Raw genomic sequence first — 18,122 nt, forward strand, 5'->3', positions numbered from 1 at the left:
TGCCTGCGAATCACGCGATACTCACCATTGCCGCCAGCCAGGGGAGTCGATCATGCAAGCAAAGAACGAAGAAGCCGTCACACACCTGCTGAACGATGTTGTCGAATTCGCGCGGGGGCGGTTGTCGGAGCCGGCCTTCAATATCGTCGAACCCTTCATGCGGCATTACTACGATTTCGTCGACGCGGGCGATCTGCAAAGCCGCTCGATCGCCGATCTGTACGGCGCGGCGCTGGCCCACTGGCAGACCGCGCAGCGCTTCGTGCCGGGCGAGCAGCGGCTGCGCGTGTATAACCCGATCCTCGAACAGCATGGCTGGCATTCCGATCACACGGTGATCGAAATCGTCAACGACGACATGCCGTTCCTCGTCGATTCGGTCTCGATGTCGGTCAACCGGCATCGGCTCGCGCTGCATTCGGTCGTCCATCCGGTATTTCGGGTCTGGCGCGCGCCGGACGGCAGCATCGCGCGCGTGAGCCAAGGTGCCGAAGAAGCCGGCGATACGCGCTCGCATCTGACCTCGTGCATCCATTTCGAGGTCGATCGTTGTGGCGATGCCGCAAAACTCGACGCGTTGCGCGACGACATCGCGCGCGTGCTCGGCGACGTGCGCGCGGCGGTCGAGGATTGGCCGAAGATCATCGAACGCGCGAAGCAGACCATTCAAGATATGAAGGTGCGCGAAACCGGTCCCGAGGGCGTCGAAGCGCGCGCGTTCGTCGAATGGATGGTCGCCGATCATTTCACGTTCCTCGGCCACCGTGATTACGAACTGGTGCAGCACGACGGCGGCTTCGGTTTGCGGGCGGTCGCGGGCTCCGGTCTCGGCATTCTGCGCGATGCGCAGCAGCCGGGCGGCGCGGCGGAAGTCACGCCGTTGCCGCCGGCGGCCGCGGAGATCATCTCCGGGTCGTCGCCGATCTTTCTGACTAAGGCCAATTCGCGCGCCACGGTGCACCGGCCCGGCTATCTCGACTATGTCGGCATCAAGCTGAGCGGCGCCGATGGCAAGGTGACGGGCGAGCGGCGCTTCATCGGCCTGTATACGTCGACCGCTTATTTCGTGTCGGCCGCGGAGATTCCGATCGTGAGGCGCAAATGCGCAAATATCGTCAGACGCGCCGCATTCCTGCCGAAAGGTCATCTGGCGAAATCGCTGGTGACGGTGCTCGAGACCTATCCGCGCGACGAATTGTTCCAGGCCGACGAGGACCAGCTGTACGACACCGCCCTCGGCGTGCTGCGTTTGCAGGAGCATCAGCGCACGCGGCTGTTCGTGCGGCGCGATCGCTTCGATCGCTTCGTATCGTGCCTCGTGTTCGTGTCGCGCGACAAGTACAACACCGATCTGCGGCAGCGCATCGCGAACCTGCTCGCCGACGCATTCAATGGTGAGAACGTCGAATTCACGCCGCTGCTGTCGGAGTCGACGCTCGCGCGAATTCATTTCGTCGTCCATGCCAAGGCGGGCGGCATGCCGAGCGTCGACACACGCGAGCTCGAAGCGCGCCTCGTGCAGGTCGCGCGACGCTGGCAGGACGATCTGGCCGACGCATTACTCGACGCGTACGGAGAAGAGCAGGGCAACCGTTTGCTGCAGCACTACGCCGATTCGTTTCCGGCCGGCTATCGCGACGACTATCCGGCGCGCACGGCCGTGCGCGATATCGAACTGATCGAGCGCGTGCAGGGCAGCGAGCGGCTCGCGATGAACCTGTACAGGCCGATCGAATCGGGACCGCGCGCGTTCCGTTTCAAGGTGTATCGCGCGGGGCTGCCGATCGCACTGTCGCGCAGCTTGCCGATGCTCGAACATCTTGGCGTGCGCGTCGACGAAGAGCGGCCTTATCTGATCGAGGCGCCCGGTGCGATGCCCGCGTGGATCCACGACTTCGGCCTCGAACTCGCGGACGATACCGAGTTCGACATCGAGCGGGTCAAGGATCTGTTCGAACAGGCGTTCGAGCAGGTGTGGACCGGCACGATCGAAAGCGACGACTTCAACCGCCTCGTGCTGCGCGCGCAACTCAATGCACGCGAGGTGACGATTCTGCGCGCTTACGCGAAGTACTTGCGGCAAGTCGGTTCGACGTTCAGCGACGCGTATATCGAACGCGCGGTGACCGGCAATCCGGCGATTGCGCGCATGCTCGTCGACCTGTTCATCGCGCGCTTCGATCCGGCGCTCGGCGCGGTACGCGAGGCCCGCGTCAACGCTTGTCTGGAGACGATCGACAGCGCGCTCGACCAGGTGCCTAATCTCGACGAAGACCGCATCCTGCGGCAGTTCCTCGGCGTGATCAAGGCGACCAAGCGCACCAACTACTATCGCCATGACGCTCAGGGCCAACCGAAGCCGTATCTGTCGTTCAAGTTCGATCCCGCCCAGGTGCCCGGCTTGCCCGAGCCGAAACCGATGTTCGAGATCTGGGTCTATTCGCCGCGCGTCGAGGGCGTCCATCTGCGAGGCGGGCGCGTCGCGCGCGGCGGCCTGCGCTGGTCTGATCGGCGCGAGGATTTCCGCACGGAAGTGCTCGGCCTGATGAAGGCGCAGATGGTGAAGAACGTGGTGATCGTGCCGGTCGGCTCGAAGGGCGGCTTCGTCGTCAAGAATCCGCCGCCGCAGAGTGAGCGCGATGCGTGGATGCGCGAAGGCGTCGCGTGCTATCAGACCTTCCTGTGCGGCTTGCTCGACGTGACCGACAATCTGGCGAGCACCGACGTCGTGCCACCGCCTGACGTGGTGCGCCACGATCCTGACGACCCGTATCTGGTCGTCGCCGCCGACAAGGGCACGGCCACGTTTTCCGACTACGCTAATGCGATCTCGCAGGAATACGGTTTCTGGCTCGACGACGCATTCGCGTCGGGCGGCTCGGTCGGCTATGACCACAAGAAGATGGGCATCACCGCGCGCGGCGCGTGGGAGTCGGTCAAGCGGCACTTCCGCGAAATCGGCGTCGACACGCAGAGCGAGGACTTCACGGTGGTCGGTGTCGGCGACATGTCGGGCGACGTGTTCGGCAACGGCATGCTGCTGTCGCCGCATATCAAGCTGCTCGCCGCGTTCGATCACCGCCACATCTTTCTCGATCCGAATCCCGATCCCGCGGCGAGCATGGCGGAGCGCGCGCGGCTCTTCATGCTCGACCGTTCGAGCTGGGCCGATTACGATCCGTCGCTGATCTCGGCCGGCGGCGGCGTGTTCCCGCGCAGCGCGAAGACGATTCCGCTGTCGACGGCGGTGCAGGCGGCGCTCGGGATCAGCGCGGCGGCGCTCTCGCCGGCCGAGCTGATGCGCGTGATTCTGCAGGCGCCGGTCGATCTGCTTTACAACGGCGGCATCGGCACCTATGCGAAGGCGAGCCGCGAGACCAATCAGCAGGCGGGCGATCGCGCGAACGACGCGATCCGCGTGAACGGTGCGGATCTGCGCTGCAAGGTCGTGGCCGAGGGCGGCAATCTCGGCTTGACGCAACTCGGGCGCATCGAGTTCGCGCAGCGCGGCGGCCGCATCAATACCGATGCGATCGATAATTCGGCCGGTGTCGATTGCTCGGATCACGAGGTCAACATCAAGATTCTGCTGGGCCTCGTCGTCGCCGACGGCGAGATGACGGAGAAGCAGCGCAATGCGTTGCTTGCCGAAATGACCGACGAAGTCGGTCTGCTCGTGCTGACGGACAACTACTATCAGACCCAGGCTTTGTCGATCGCGGGCCGTTTTGGCGTGGAGCTGCTCGATGCCGAAGCGCGCCTGATGCGCTATCTGGAGAAGGCGGGGCGGCTCAATCGCGTGATCGAGTTTCTGCCCACCGACGAGGACATCGCCGAGCGCGCGGCCGCGAAGCAGGGACTGACGACACCCGAGCGCGCGGTGCTGCTCGCGTACAGCAAGATGTGGCTCTATGACGCGCTGCTCGAATCGTCGATGCCGGAAGATCCGCTCGTCAGCGATATGTTGATCGAGTACTTTCCGAAACCTCTGCAGCAGCGTTTCCGCGAACCGATGCAGCGCCATCCGCTGCGCCGTGAAATCCTCGCGACGCATCTGACCAATGCGCTCGTGAATCGCGTCGGCTGCGAGTTCGTGCATCGGCTGATGGAGGAGACCGATGCACAGCCCGGCGACATCGTGCGCGCGTGCATCATGGCGCGCGACGTGTTCGATCTCGATCAGATCTGGCGCAGCATCGACGCGCTCGACAACCGCGTTCCCGACGACGTGCAGGCACGCATGTTCGCGGAGGTCGCGCGGCTCGTCGAACGTTCGGCGCTGTGGTTCCTGCGGCATCTGCAAACGGGCGCGGCCGGCGACGACGTGACCGGCCTGCTCGCGCGCTGTCGCGACGCCGCGCAGCGTCTCGCGCCACAATGGCCGACGCTGTTGCCTGGTGCGGACCTCGAAGCGTTGTCGGAGCGGCAACGGGTATTCGTCGATGCGGGTGTCGATAGCGATCTCGCGGTGCGGATCGCGAGCGGCGAGGTGTCGGCCGCTCTGCTCGATATCGCCGAAGTCGCGTCGACGTGCGGGCGCAATCTCGAACAGGTCGCGGGCGTCTACTTCGCGCTCGGCACGCTGCTGAATTACAGCTGGATCAGCGAGCGCGCCGCCTCGTTGCCGGCGCCGACGCATTGGGACATGCTCGCGCGCGCATCGGCGCTCGCCGAACTCGCGCGGCTCAAGCGCGCGCTGACCACGAGCGCATTGGCCGGCGCGACCGATGCATCGACGCCCGATTCGCTGGTGCAAGCGTGGCGCGACAAACGCGCGGCACAGCTCGAGCGTTATACGCGTCTGCTGACCGATCTGCGCGCGACGGGCGGCGCGAGTCTTTCGGTGCTGCTGGTTGTCGTGCGGGAGATGGCGGCGCTCGAGAGGGCGTGACCCGCACGAATGGTGCGAAGGACGCCTGGGGAACTGGCGGCACGACGGCACATCAGGTCCGATTCCTGCGACCGGGTGTGTCGTTGTCATCCATAATATCGAGTACTTGCCGATCACTTCGCTCGTGCAATACCCAACAATACCCAGCCCACTCACCGACCCCCGCCAGCAGATGAAAGAAGAATCGCCGAAAGCCATTTTCTACGCACTCGCCGCCAACTTCGGCATCGCCGTCTGCAAGTTCGCCGCGGCGGCGTTCACCGGCTCCGGATCGATGTTCGCCGAAGCGATTCACTCCACCGCCGACTGCGGCAATCAACTGCTGCTGCTATTCGGACTGCGCGAAGCGCGCAAGCCGGTGAGCCCTTTGCATCCGATGGGTAGCGGTCGCGAAATCAACTTCTATTCGCTGCTGGTCGCGTTGCTGCTGTTTTTTGTCGGCGGTGCGTTTTCGGTGTATGAGGGCGTGCATCGACTGATTGCGCGCGAGCCGTTGCAATATGCGTTCGTCGCGTTGGCGGTGCTCGGTGTGTCGGTGGTGCTCGAATCGCTATCGTTGTGGGGCGCGGTCAAGGAGATTCGCAAGACGCATCCGGATAAAAATCTGTGGCACTGGTTTCGCGAGACGCGCGAATCGGATCTGCTGGTCGTGGCCGGCGAAGATATTGCCGCGCTATTCGGTCTCGCGATCGCCTTCGTCGCGGTGCTATCGACGATGGTGACCGGCAGCCCCGTGTATGACGCGCTCGGCTCGGTGGGGATCGGTCTTCTGCTGATGACGATCGCGTGGCTTGTCGCGCGTGAAGTGAAGTCGATGCTCGTCGGCGAATCGGCGAGCCCGGAAGTGCGCAGCGCCATCGACGCGCATCTGCGCGCGCGTCCCGAGATTCGCGGCATCATCAACCTGATCACGCTGCAGTGGGGGCGTCACGTGGTGGTGGCGGTGCAGGCGGAAATGATCGACTATGCGAGCGGCCGCGCGATGGTCGATGCGATCAACGTCATCGAGGCCGATCTGCAGGCCACGTTTCCTCAGGTGCGCTGGGTGTTCTTCGAACCGGATGTGCCGCGCAATTAAAGAAGACTTCTCCACTCGGGCATGAATCGGGTCCATGAACCCCGCGGACGAGCGGAGGCGAGATGAGGCGAGATGAGGCGAAGCGACGTGCGCTGCGATCGCGGGTCATTCCGCCCGTCCCGACTGGATGCCAGTACGCTTCACAGCGTTTATTTGAACCCCGCCACCGCATGCGGCACATACAGTTCTTCGAGCCGGTGAACTTCGTCGTCACTGAGCTTCAACGAGAGCGCCGCAACCGCATCGTCGAGATGATGCAGTTTGGTAGCACCGACAATCGGCGCGGTAATCGGCTTCTTCTGCAGCACCCACGCTAGCGCAACCTGCGCGCGCGGCACGCCGCGCTCTTTCGCGATCTCGCTGACCCGCTCGACGATACGCCGATCCGCTTCCTGCGTGTGCGCGTACAGCGTGCGGCCGAATTCATCGGTTTCCGAGCGCGCGCTTTCGGTGTCCCAGTCGCGCGTCAAGCGTCCGCGGGCAAGCGGACTCCACGGAATCACGCCGATGCCTTCGCTTTCGCACAGCGGCAGCATTTCGCGCTCTTCCTCGCGGTACAGCAGATTCACGTAGTTCTGCATCGTCACGAAGCGCGTCCAGCCATTGCGCTCAGCCACCTGCAGCGCCTTGGCAAACTGCCATGCGTACATCGACGACGCGCCGAGATAGCGCGCCTTGCCGGCTTTCACGACATCGTGCAGCGCTTCCATCGTTTCTTCGATCGGCGTGCCGTAGTCCCAGCGATGGATCTGATACAGGTCGACATAGTCGGTACCGAGCCGCCGCAGGCTGTTATCGATCTCCGCCATGATCGCCTTGCGCGACAGCCCCGCGCCGTTCGGGCCCGGATGCATGCGGCTATTGACCTTGGTGGCGAGCACGATCTCATCGCGCTTCGCAAAGTCCTTCAGCGCACGGCCGACGATTTCCTCGCTGGTGCCGTCCGAATAGACGTTGGCCGTGTCGAAGAAGTTGATGCCGTGATCGAGCGCCTGCTTGATGAAAGGCCGCGCGGCTTCGTCGTCGAGCGACCAGGGGTGCGTGCCGCGCGAGGGTACGCCATAACTCATACAGCCGAGACAGAGACGCGATACATCGAGGCCGGTGCGGCCGAGTTTCACATAATCCATCGTGTTGCTCCTATAGTGAAGCGCACAAACCCGCTGCGAGGGAAGGAAGTTCGATTATAGGGAAACGACGGCAAGCGCGTCGTCACGGGCCGCACCCGCTTTCGATCGCTTCAATGCGAATGCGCCCGCGAAGCCACTTCGCGGGCGCATGACGCCGAGTGCCGTGAACGACAGCCAACGCTCAATGCTGTATCGGGCGATACGGTGTCCACACGGGCGTGTCGGTATTCCAGTTGTCGAGTTCCGATGGTGTCATGATGTGCTCCTCGATGAAGAGGCGCGCAGTTTTGCGCCGCAAGCGCGCCGGGTTCTGAATCAACTTCTTCTAACTCGTTACTGGCCCTTCGCAACGCGCGTCACTTCGCCGTTGGTTCCTTCCTGCAACGCGATGCGCGCGGCTTGCGTCTGGCCGATCAGGCCTTTGTCCGGATACGAGGTGCGATTCAGTGAGGGCAGCGAGCCGTCGCGATACGCGGCGACCAGTTCGGCCTTGACCTCGGCGCGTGTCTTCGTGCTCGCGGTCGGCGCCGGTTGCGTGTCATACGTTCCCGCGCGGCCGATACCGCCGCCGCCTTGCGCAAATGCCGGAACGCTGACGAGCAGCGACAGAGCGAGGCCTGCCAACAGATTGCGTTTCATGATTCACTCCTGTCGATTCATTGGCAGCGCGATGGCGCTGCGACAGGGTGAAATGTAGACGTCGACGCGGTGTGGATAAATCGCGGTTTTGCGAAATGAATTGTCGCGATTCGGGAACAATCGCGAGCGAGGCTTCACCGGGGCCGTGCGATTGCACGGTTGCCGCGGCATTGGCGCCGCGGCTGGAATTCACTGTTTCACTTCCCGTACTTCATGCGACCCATTCGGTCATCACCGGCGTGTCGAGTGCCGGCGCGGACTCGCGCTGCTCGAATGTGCGCTTCGTGCAGGTGGCGTCGAGAGTGCCGCGTCCGCTCAGCAATGGGCAACGATCGAACAGCTCCGCGATCCAGTCTACGAAAACGCGGACTTTCGGCGACAGATGACGACTGTGCGGATAGACTGCCGAAATCGGCATCGGCAAGGGTTTCAAGTCCGGCAGTACTTCGACGAGCTGACCCGAGCCCAGATGCGGTAGCACCATGAAGCGCGCCGGCTGAATCAGGCCGAAGCCTTCGAGTCCGCAGGTCACGTAGGCATCCGCGTCGTTGACCGACACGATGCTTTTCATCTTCACTTCCACTTCGTTGCCGTTCACCAGGAACGCCCAGTCGAGCGTGCGTCCCGTGCGGCTCGAGAAGTAGTTGACGGCTTTGTGATTGTCGAGATCTTCGAGCGAAGCGGGCACGCCCGCGCGCTTGATGTAGTCGGGCGACGCGCAGGTCACGCCCTCGAACAGACCGATGCGGCGCGCGACCAGCGACGAATCCTGCAACGCGCCGACACGCACCACGCAATCGACACCTTCTTGCAGCAGATCGACGGGCCGGTCGGTCAGGCCCAGTTGCAGATCGATGTCCGGATAGCGCGTGTGGAATTCGCACAGCGACGGAATGACGAGCAGACGGCCAATCGAGCCCGGCATGTCGATGCGTAGCTTGCCGTGCGGCTTCTTGTTGCCGCTCTGGAAACTCGCCTCGGTCTCTTCGACATCCGCGAGGATGCGCACGCAGCGCTCGTAGTACGCGGCGCCATCGGGCGTCAGCGACAGACGGCGGGTGGTCCGGTGCATCAGCCGCGTGCCGAGAAACGCTTCGAGGTTCTGAATAATCGTAGTAACCGATGCGCGCGGCAGGTCGAGCGTTTCCGCTGCGCGGGTAAAGCTGTTGGTGTCGACGACGCGCGTGAACACTTGCATGGCCTGAAGCCGGTCCATTGCAAACCTCCAGAAGGGGCTGGTGCACAGGCGGGAATGGAGTCCGCGAAAACAATCACATCGGGATTGTTCAAAGGCACCGAATTGTGTTGCCGGATTATAGGCATTTATTTGCGAGTCTGCCGAACGCACAATTCGCACCATTGAAGTTCTATGCGCATTTGCGCGGCTCGACATGGATGCATTCAAATCGCCGTACTCGCCTTTTTCCACCGGCGTTTCCGCCGAAGACACTGGCGCTGAGGCCAATGACGCAACGCTTGAAGTCACCGACGTGGATATCGATGGGTACGCTCAACCCATTACGTTGCGGCTGTATCGGCTGACGAAAAAAACCGCGTTGCCGGTACTGCTTTATTTTCACGGCGGCGGTTTTACGAAGGGTTCGATCGAGTGCGCGGACTTCGCCGCGCGGTATTTCGCAGAACACTTACCGGCGCTCGTGGTGTCGGTCGGCTATTCGCTCGCGCCGCGGTTTCCGTTTCCAGCCGCGCCGGAAGACGCGCATCGCGCGGCGCTGTGGGTGCAGACGCGGGCGCGGGCGTTTGGTGGCAATAGCAGAAAGATCGGCGTGGCGGGCCATGACGCGGGCGGCCAACTCGCCAATTGTCTCGCGTTCATCGCGCGCGATCGTAACGACGTGCCGATCAGCGCGCAGGCGCTGTTCGGCCCGATGCTGGATCCGAGCCTGACGCGGCTCGGCGACGAGCAGCGGCTCGGTTCGGACATCACCGCGCGCGAGTGCGCCGCGTGTTATCGCGCGTATCTGCCGCAAGCGTCTCAGCGCATGCATCCGTATGCGGCGCCGCTCGAATCGTCGCGGCTCGCCGGCTTGCCGGCCACGCTGATCGCGACCGCGCAGAACGACGTGCTGCACGTCGAGGCCGAGAAGTATGCAAGCAATCTGATCGACGCGGGCGTACAGACCCAGGTGGTGCGCTTTCCGAGCGTGTCGCACGCGGCGCTCGCCGATCATCCGCCCGCTTTGCAGGAAGCGGTGCGCTTTTTCCAGTGGCGCTTCGACGCGCGCGCTCATCGATAAACAGAAATTCAATCAACGATACCGGGAGCTACACATGACTATCCTTCCTCTTTCCCGCCGCCGCGTGGCGTTAGCCGCCGTGGTCGTCGTCGTCCTTGCCGGGCTTGGCACGTTCGGCGCGATTCGTGTCGATGCGAGCTCGCCGGCCGCACCCACCATCGTGCCGGAAGTAGACGTGGCGACCGTCGTGCAGAAGACGATCACCGACTGGCAGTCTTATTCGGGCCGTCTCGAAGCCGTGCAGAAAGTGGACGTGCGTTCGCAGGTGCCGGGCACGATCGTGTCAGTCAACTTCAAGGACGGCGCGCTCGTGAAGCAGGGCGACACGCTGTTCGTGATCGATCCGCGTCCGTACGCGGCCGAAGTCGATCGCGCGCAAGCGCAGCTCGCGGCCGCGCAGGCACGCACCGGCTACACGCAAAGCGACTGGGAACGCGCGCAACGGCTGATCGTCGACAACGCGATCGCCAAACGCGACTACGACGAGAAGCAGAACGCCGCGCGCGAGGCGAGCGCGAACCTGAAGGCCGCGCAAGCCGCGCTGGAAACCGCGCGCATCAATCTCGGCTACACGAAGATCGTCGCGCCGGTGTCGGGCCGCGTGTCGCGCGCGGAGATCACGGTCGGCAACGTGGTGTCGGCGGGCGCCAGTTCGGTGCCGCTGACCACGCTCGTGTCGGTGTCGCCGATCTACGCGTCGTTCGACGCGGACGAGCAGACCTACCTGCAATACCTGAGCCGCGCGAAGGACGGCAGCAAGGTGCCGGTCGAACTCGGTCTCGCCGATGAATCCGGCTACTCGCGCAGCGGCACGATCGAGTCGGTCGACAACCGGCTCGACACGTCGTCGGGCACGATCCGCGTGCGCGCGAAGTTCGACAACGCGGACGGCGCGCTGATTCCGGGCCTCTACGCGCGCCTCAAGGTGGGGGGCAGCGCACCGCATCCGGCGCTGTTGATCGACGATGCCGCGGTCGGCACCGACCAGGACAAGAAGTTCGTGCTGGTCGTCGATCAGGGCAACCACGTCGTTTATCGCGGGATCACGACGGGTTCGATGCAAGGCAATCTGCGCGTCGTCAAGGATGGCTTGAAGCCGGGCGATCGCATCGTCGTCAACGGCGTTCAGCGCGTGCGTCCAGGCGACATGGTGCGCGCGCACATGGTGCCGATGACGACCGACGACGACCCGAACAGCGCAGCGCTCGCGCAGTCGCGTGCCAAGGCCGAGGCCGGCGCGAAAGGCAATTCGTGAGCCGCATGCTCCAACGCGCATGCTCCAACGTTAAGAGCTTCCAATGAACATATCCAAATTCTTCATCGATCGCCCGATCTTCGCAGGCGTGCTATCGGTATTGATCCTGCTCGGGGGCATCATCTCGCTGTTCAAGCTGCCCATTTCCGAGTATCCGGAAGTGGTGCCGCCTTCGGTGGTGGTGCACGCGCAGTATCCGGGCGCGAATCCGAAGGTGATCGCCGAGGCGGTCGCCGCGCCGCTCGAAGAGCAGATCAATGGTGTCGAGAACATGTTGTACATGCAGTCGCAGGCGAATAGCGACGGCAATCTGACGCTGACCGTCACGTTCAAGCTCGGCACCAATCCCGACCTCGCGACGCAGCTCGTGCAGAACCGCGTCAATCAGGCGCTGCCGCGTCTGCCGGAAGACGTGCAGCGGCTCGGCGTGACGACGATCAAGAGTTCGCCGACGCTGACGATGGTCGTGCACCTGATCTCGCCGAACGATCGCTACGACATGACGTATCTGCGCAATTACGCGCTGCTCAACGTGAAGGATCGGCTCGCGCGGATTCAGGGCGTCGGCGAAGTGCAGCTGTGGGGCTCGGGCGATTACGCAATGCGTATCTGGCTCGATCCGCAGAAAGTCGCGCAACGCGGTCTCACGGCGACCGAAGTCGTCAACGCGATCCGCGAGCAGAACATCCAGGTCGCGGCCGGTGTGATCGGTGCGTCGCCGTCGGTACCGGGCACGCAATTGCAGTTGTCGGTGAATGCGCGCGGCCGTTTGAGGACCGAGGGCGAATTCGGCGACATCATCGTGAAGACCGCGCCCGACGGCGGCGTGACCTATCTGCGCGATATCGCCCGGATCGAGCTCGCGGCGTCGGAATATGGTCTGCGTTCGCTGCTCGACAACAAGCCCGCGGTTGCGCTCGCGATCAATCAGGCGCCGGGTGCGAACTCGCTCGCGATTTCAGAGCAGGTGCGCGCGGCGATGAAGGAACTCGCCGAAGACATGCCGGCCGGCGTCGAATACCGGATCGTCTACGACCCGACGCAGTTCGTGCGTTCGAGTATCGAGGCGGTGATCCATACGCTGCTCGAAGCGATTGCGCTGGTCGTGATCGTCGTGATCGTGTTCCTGCAGACGTGGCGCGCGTCGATCATTCCGTTGATCGCGGTGCCGGTGTCGATCGTCGGTACGTTCTCGCTGCTGCTTGCGTTCGGCTTCTCGATCAACGCGTTGTCGCTGTTCGGCATGGTGCTCGCGATCGGCATCGTGGTCGACGATGCGATCGTCGTGGTGGAGAACGTCGAGCGCAACATCGAAAGCGGGCTCAGTGCGCGCGAGGCGACCTACAAGGCGATGCGCGAAGTGAGCGGGCCGATCATCGCGATTGCGCTGACTCTCGTCGCCGTGTTCGTGCCGCTCGCGTTCATGACGGGTCTCACGGGCCAGTTCTACAAGCAGTTCGCGATGACCATCGCGATCTCGACGGTGATCTCGGCGTTCAATTCGCTGACGCTGTCGCCGGCGTTGTCCGCGCTGCTGCTGCGCAGCCACGGCGAGAAGGAAGATTGGCTGACGCGTGTGATGAACCGTGTGCTCGGCGGCTTCTTCAAGCGTTTCAACAAGGTCTTTCATCGCGGTTCGGAAGCCTACGGCCGTGGTGTGACCGGCGTGCTGCGCCGCAAGGGCGCGATGCTCGCGGTGTACGCAATCCTCATCGGTGCAACCGTATTGGTGGCGCGGATCGTGCCCGGCGGCTTCGTGCCCGCGCAGGACAAGGAGTATCTGATCGCGTTCGCGCAGTTGCCGAACGGTGCCTCGCTCGATCGCACGGAGAAGGTGATCCGCGATATGAGCGCGATCGCGCTGAAGCAGCCGGGCGTCGAAAGCGCGGTGGCCTTCCCTGGTCTGTCGGTGAATGGCTTCACGAATAGTTCGAGCGCGGGCATCGTGTTCGTCACGCTGAAGCCGTTCAAGGAGCGCGGCAACAAGAAGCTCTCGGCAGGCGCGATTGCCGGTGCGCTGAACCAGCAGTACGGCGCGATCAAGGACTCGTTCGTTGCGGTGTTCCCGCCGCCGCCGGTGCTCGGGCTCGGCACGCTCGGCGGCTTCAAGATGCAGCTCGAAGATCACGGCGCGCTCGGTTACGCGGAACTCAACAAGGCTGCCGAAGCATTCGTGAAGCGCGCGGCGCAAACGCCCGAACTTGGGCCGACCTTCTCCAGCTATCAGATCAACGTGCCGCAGCTGAACGTCGATCTCGATCGCGTGAAGGCGAAGCAGCTCGGCGTGCCGGTCACGGACGTGTTCGACACGATGCAGATCTATCTGGGCTCGCTGTACGTGAACGACTTCAACCGCTTCGGTCGCGTGTATCAGGTGCGCGTGCAGGCGGATGCGCCGTTCCGTCAACGCGCCGACGACATCCTGCAACTGAAGACGCGCAACGCGGCGGGCGAGATGGTGCCGTTGTCGTCGCTCGTCACGGTGACGCCGACTTACGGACCGGAGATGGTGGTGCGCTACAACGGCTACACGGCGGCCGACATCAACGGCGGCCCAGCGCCCGGCTTTTCGTCGGGACAGGCGCAGGCCGCGGCCGAACGCGTGGCCGCCGAGGTGCTGCCGCGCGGCGTGAAGCTCGAGTGGACCGACCTCACGTATCAGCAGATCCTCGCCGGCAACGCGGGCATGTGGGTGTTCCCGATCAGCGTGCTGCTGGTGTTCCTCGTGCTCGCCGCGCTGTACGAAAGCCTGACGCTGCCGCTCGCCGTGATCCTGATCGTGCCGATGAGCGTGCTGTCCGCGCTGACCGGCGTGTGGCTCACCGGTGGTGACAACAACATCTTCACGCAGATCGGTTTGATGGTACTGGTGGGCTTGTCCGCGAAGAACGCGATCCTGATCGTCGAGTTTGCGCGTGAGCTCGAACACGACGGACGCAGTCCGCTGCAGGCCGCAATCGAAGCGAGCCGTCTGCGTCTGCGGCCGATTCTGATGACGTCGATCGCCTTCATCATGGGCGTGGTGCCGCTGGTGTTGTCGAGCGGCGCGGGCTCGGAGATGCGTCACGCGATGGGCGTCGCGGTGTTCTTCGGCATGCTCGGCGTCACGCTGTTCGGCCTGATGCTGACGCCGGTGTTCTATGTGGTGCTGCGCTCGCTCGCGGGCGGGACGATTCACGTCGCGCAGAAGGATGCGCCGCGCTACGGCGCGCCCGTTACGGACGCCTGAGGAGAAAACAACAATGAAACGCTTTGAATCTCGCTTTATATCTTTGCGCGGATGGGGCCGCGCGGCCGCGAGCGGTTTGCTGATCGCCCTGCTGGCCGCTTGTTCAGTCGAGCCGACGTACAAGCGTCCCGACGTCGATACGCCGGCGGCGTTCAAGGAAGCGCCCGCGATGGCGACGTCGGCCGCGCCGGCGCAAAACACCGGCACGTGGAAGCCGGCCCAGCCCGCCGACGACGCCCTGCGTGGCGAATGGTGGAAGGTGTTCGGCGACCCGCAGCTCGACGCGCTCGAAGAGCAGGCCGCCGCCGCGAACCAGGACCTGAAGGCCGCAGCCGCGCGCGTGCAGCAGGCGCGCGCGGTCACGCAGGCGGCGAAGTCCGACTGGTTCCCGAAGCTCGACGCGGGCTTCGGCCCGACCCGGGAGCGTGCGTCGGCGGCGTCGCAATTCCTGCCGGACAGCGCGGGCGGCACGACCGGCACGATCTGGCGCGCGCAGGTCGGCGCGTCGTATGAAGCGGATCTGTTCGGGCGGGTCAGCTCGAATGTGAACGCGTCGCGCTCGGACGAGCAGCAGAGCGAAGCGCTGTTTCGCTCGGTGCAACTGTCGTTGCAGGCCGACGTCGCGCAGAACTACTTCCAGTTGCGCGAGCTCGACACCGACCAGGATCTGTATCGCCGCACCGTCGCGTTGCGCGAGGACACGCTGAAGCTCGTCGAGCGGCGCTTCAAGGAAGGCGATATCAGCGAGCTGGATCTGTCGCGCTCGCGCAACGAGCTCGCGAGCGCGCGTGCCGATGCGGTCGGCGTCGCGCGGCAACGGGCGGCCTCGGAGCATAGCCTCGCGATTCTGCTCGGCAAGCCGCCCGCGGATTTCTCGTTCGCGGAAGAACCGCTCGCGCCGGTGGCGGTGCGCGTGCCGCCGGGTTTGCCGTCGGCGCTGCTCGAACGCAGGCCGGACATCGCGGCAGCCGAACGCGCGATGCAGGCAGCGAATGCGCGCGTCGGGCTCGCGAAGTCGGCGTTCTTCCCGAAGCTCGACATCACGGGCGCGTTCGGCTTTGAATCGGCGACGCTCGGCGATCTGTTCATGTGGTCGAGCCGCGCGTTCATCCTCGGTCCGTTCGCGGGTACCGCGCTGACGGTGCCGATCTTCGACGGCGGCCGCCGCAAGGCCAATCTCGCGCAGGCCCGTTCGAAGTACGACGAGGACGTCGCGCAATATCGCCAGCAGGTGCTCGTGGCGTTCCGTGAAGTCGAGGACAATCTTGCCGATCTGCGCTTGCTCGACGATCAGATGCGCGAGCAGAACGACGCGGTCGATGCGTCGCAGCGCGCCGCGCATCTGTCGCGCACGCAGTACACGGAGGGCGCGGTCAGCTATCTCGACGTGATCGATGGCGAGCGGCAGGTGCTGCAGTCGCAATTGCAGGCGAGCCATCTGGCGGGCACGCAGGCGGTCGCGACCGTGAATCTGATTCGCGCGCTCGGTGGCGGTTGGGGCGATGTGACGGCGGGGGATACGGCGGTGGGGGCAGCGCCGGTGCCGGTTGGTGCTTCCGGCGGCGCGGCGGCTTCGCTGGCTGCGGCTTCCGGCTCTACGGCCGGAGCCGCATCGGTGTCAGCGCAGCAGCGGGTGGCGAAGCGCTGAATTCCTAAGCCTGTTGGCAAGCGCTTCATCGACCTCATCAACGACGCTTGGCATTCTCGGCGCGACGGTGATGCCGCATAACCTGTATCTGCACTCGTCGATCGTGCAGACCCGCGCGGTGAAGCGCGATCCGGCCAGCATCCGCTCGGCGATCGGCATGTCACGCATCGACACGATCGCATCGCTCGTGATCGCGGCGCTGATCAACATGGCGATCCTGATTCTCGCGGCCGCCGCGTTTACGCGACGGGCCACGACCAGGTCACGCAGATCTTCATCACGCGAGCGCTCGCGCTGATCCCGGCGCTGATCGGTGTGCGGATGCTCGGCAATGGCGCGGTTGGCCAACTGCTCGTCGCGAGTCAGGTCGTGCTGAGCCTGCAACTGCCGTTCGCGCTGTATCCGCTGATCCGCATGACGAGCGACCGATCGCTGATGGGCGAATTCGCCAACACGCTGCCGACGCGCCTGCTCGTTTGGACGCTGTTTGTTGCGATCAGTGCGGCGAATCTGTGGCTCGTTGCCCAGACGGTGGGGCTGGCCGGTTGATCTGAACGACCGGTATTCGGCACGCCCGTTTGCCCGGCGCGAAGGCGAAAAAAAATCCGCGCAGTTCAATCACTGCGCGGAATCATGTGAGCTTCGGTTTGAATCGGGTCGAGCGCGTCTCGCGACGGCGAATCGATCGGTCAAGCGGCCTGCGCAACCTGCGCCGCATCGAGCGCTTCCCGGCGCGCGGCTGCTGCCTTCTTCGTCTTGCCGGCACGCGACGGCGGCTGGCAGGCGCCGCACACGACGTTGTGCTGCAGGTCGTGCTTGTGCGCGACGAACTTGCCGGTACAGCGGCAGCATCTGGTCAACTGCAGGATGTCGGCGTCGAAGAAACGCACCAGCGTCCACGCGCGCGTCAGATCGAGCACCGGCTCGGTTTCGCTGTGCTGACAGTGTTCGAGATACAGCCGATAGCCCTTGGTCAGCGCATCCAGATGCGAGCAGCGCGCTTCGTTCTTGAGGAACAGGTACGTGTTGTAGAACAGCGACGCGTGAATGTTCGCGAGCCACGTCATGTACCAGTCCGCCGAGAACGGCAGCATGCCCTTGGGCGGCGATACGCCCTTGACCTCGCGATACAGGCGGATCATACGGTCGCGCGACAGCGTCAACTCGCTCTCGAGCACCTGCATGCGGGCGCCGAGCTCGATCAGTGCGATCGCGCGAAATACTTCCTGTGCATCTTCGGTCAGGCTTCGCTTGAGCATTGCAGTCACCTCGATCAGGCAAATTGCTCGGCGGGCTGGCCTGCAAGCAGGATCGCCGTGTGGGTCGGTGCAATTGCGGTGTGCTTTGTCGTTTGCGTCAACGCCGACAGCATCGCGTGGTCGTTGAAGCGGAAGAAGCACAAAAGCTGGTCGGAAGCGGCCAGCTTGACGATTTGCGCGAGCGACAGCCCGGCAAGCAAGTCAGCCAGTTCCGACGACAGTCCCAGCCGGAACATTCCGACCGGTTTGTCCTCGCGCAACATGCGTTGCGCGAGCATGATGTAAGACAAGTTGATCTCGCGGATTGAATCCAGCGTCTCGCTGCTACGGTCCATTTTGTCTGTTTCCGAAGCCCCGAATTACTATGTCGGCTTTGCGCCGTTATGTCTTTTCTGCCTCGCCGGCAACGTGGCCTCCGGCTACATGTTGCTACTTGCTACAGCCAGCGAACATTTGATACAAGAGGTTACATTTCGTAACAGCTCGGGACGAATTGTATGAAGGCTAAAACCAGAAATCAATCCTTTCTCAAAAAAATATCTCAAAAAGCTACATCATTTTTCGGTAAGTTTTTCACGCCATTGTAATGAATGATGCCAAGTGAATTTATAGCCTTTCGACACTGGCCTCTAATCCATGAAAACCCTTGCTGGATGGGAATCCTACGCGATTGTCCGAGACGTGCGTCCGCACCGCGCGGCGATCGGTAAATTTGTTTTGGATTAGAAAGGAACG

Annotated in this window: 11 protein-coding genes and 1 pseudogene; 7 read left to right on the forward strand and 5 right to left on the reverse strand. The window is 63.6% G+C overall.

Translation table 11 applies throughout. From position 1 onward, the window contains the following. Positions 1-52 precede the first annotated feature (52 nt). A complete protein-coding gene (locus tag HDG34_RS27790) occupies positions 53-4,891 on the forward strand; it encodes an NAD-glutamate dehydrogenase (RefSeq protein ID WP_184064253.1) in 4,839 nt (1,612 codons plus the stop codon). Between the two features lie 172 nt (positions 4,892-5,063). Further along, on the forward strand, positions 5,064-5,969 hold the full coding sequence (locus tag HDG34_RS27795) for a cation diffusion facilitator family transporter (RefSeq protein ID WP_184064256.1): 906 nt from the start codon (positions 5,064-5,066) through the stop codon (positions 5,967-5,969). 149 nt (positions 5,970-6,118) lie between these two features. Here the strand turns inward: HDG34_RS27795 and HDG34_RS27800 are convergent, their stop codons facing one another. The 3 genes from HDG34_RS27800 to HDG34_RS27810 form a co-directional block, all read right to left on the reverse strand. Beyond that, a complete protein-coding gene (locus tag HDG34_RS27800) occupies positions 6,119-7,099 on the reverse strand; it encodes an aldo/keto reductase (protein ID WP_184064259.1) in 981 nt (326 codons plus the stop codon). A gap of 333 nt (positions 7,100-7,432) precedes the next feature. After that, complete coding sequence (locus HDG34_RS27805) at positions 7,433-7,738, reverse strand: DUF4148 domain-containing protein (protein WP_184007176.1); 306 nt, start codon at positions 7,736-7,738, stop codon at positions 7,433-7,435. Between the two features lie 211 nt (positions 7,739-7,949). Then, a complete protein-coding gene (locus HDG34_RS27810; RefSeq protein WP_018423444.1) occupies positions 7,950-8,954 on the reverse strand; it encodes a LysR family transcriptional regulator in 1,005 nt (334 codons plus the stop codon). A 175-nt stretch (positions 8,955-9,129) separates the two neighbouring features. Here HDG34_RS27810 and HDG34_RS27815 point away from each other — a divergent pair, with 175 nt between their 5' ends. The 5 genes and pseudogenes from HDG34_RS27815 to HDG34_RS27835 all read left to right on the forward strand — a co-directional run. Then, positions 9,130-9,996: an alpha/beta hydrolase gene (locus HDG34_RS27815; protein WP_184064262.1), complete on the forward strand. Its 867-nt coding sequence runs from the start codon at positions 9,130-9,132 to the stop codon at positions 9,994-9,996. 34 nt (positions 9,997-10,030) lie between these two features. Then, positions 10,031-11,251 (forward strand): efflux RND transporter periplasmic adaptor subunit, encoded by a 1,221-nt coding sequence (locus HDG34_RS27820; RefSeq protein WP_090807049.1) that lies wholly within the window; start codon positions 10,031-10,033, stop codon positions 11,249-11,251. A gap of 43 nt (positions 11,252-11,294) precedes the next feature. Further along, positions 11,295-14,480 carry an efflux RND transporter permease subunit gene (locus tag HDG34_RS27825; RefSeq protein ID WP_184064265.1) on the forward strand — a complete coding sequence of 1,062 codons (3,186 nt, stop codon included), beginning with the start codon at positions 11,295-11,297 and terminating at the stop codon, positions 14,478-14,480. A 13-nt stretch (positions 14,481-14,493) separates the two neighbouring features. After that, the gene (locus tag HDG34_RS27830; protein ID WP_184064268.1) at positions 14,494-16,128 is read left to right on the forward strand and encodes an efflux transporter outer membrane subunit; all 1,635 of its coding nucleotides are present in this window, start codon (positions 14,494-14,496) and stop codon (positions 16,126-16,128) included. 46 nt (positions 16,129-16,174) lie between these two features. Continuing rightward, positions 16,175-16,677: pseudogene (locus HDG34_RS27835) on the forward strand (divalent metal cation transporter); the annotation flags it as partial. Between the two features lie 140 nt (positions 16,678-16,817). Here the strand turns inward: HDG34_RS27835 and flhC are convergent. Together flhC and flhD are read right to left on the reverse strand one after the other, a co-directional pair. Next, a complete protein-coding gene (gene flhC, locus HDG34_RS27840; protein ID WP_018423439.1) occupies positions 16,818-17,387 on the reverse strand; it encodes a flagellar transcriptional regulator FlhC in 570 nt (189 codons plus the stop codon). A 14-nt stretch (positions 17,388-17,401) separates the two neighbouring features. Beyond that, on the reverse strand, positions 17,402-17,722 hold the full coding sequence (gene flhD, locus HDG34_RS27845) for a flagellar transcriptional regulator FlhD (protein WP_090807045.1): 321 nt from the start codon (positions 17,720-17,722) through the stop codon (positions 17,402-17,404). Between the last annotated feature and the right edge of the window lie 400 nt (positions 17,723-18,122).

The organism is Paraburkholderia sp. HC6.4b, from assembly GCF_014200875.1.
In the GTDB taxonomy this organism is placed as follows: domain Bacteria; phylum Pseudomonadota; class Gammaproteobacteria; order Burkholderiales; family Burkholderiaceae; genus Paraburkholderia; species Paraburkholderia tuberum.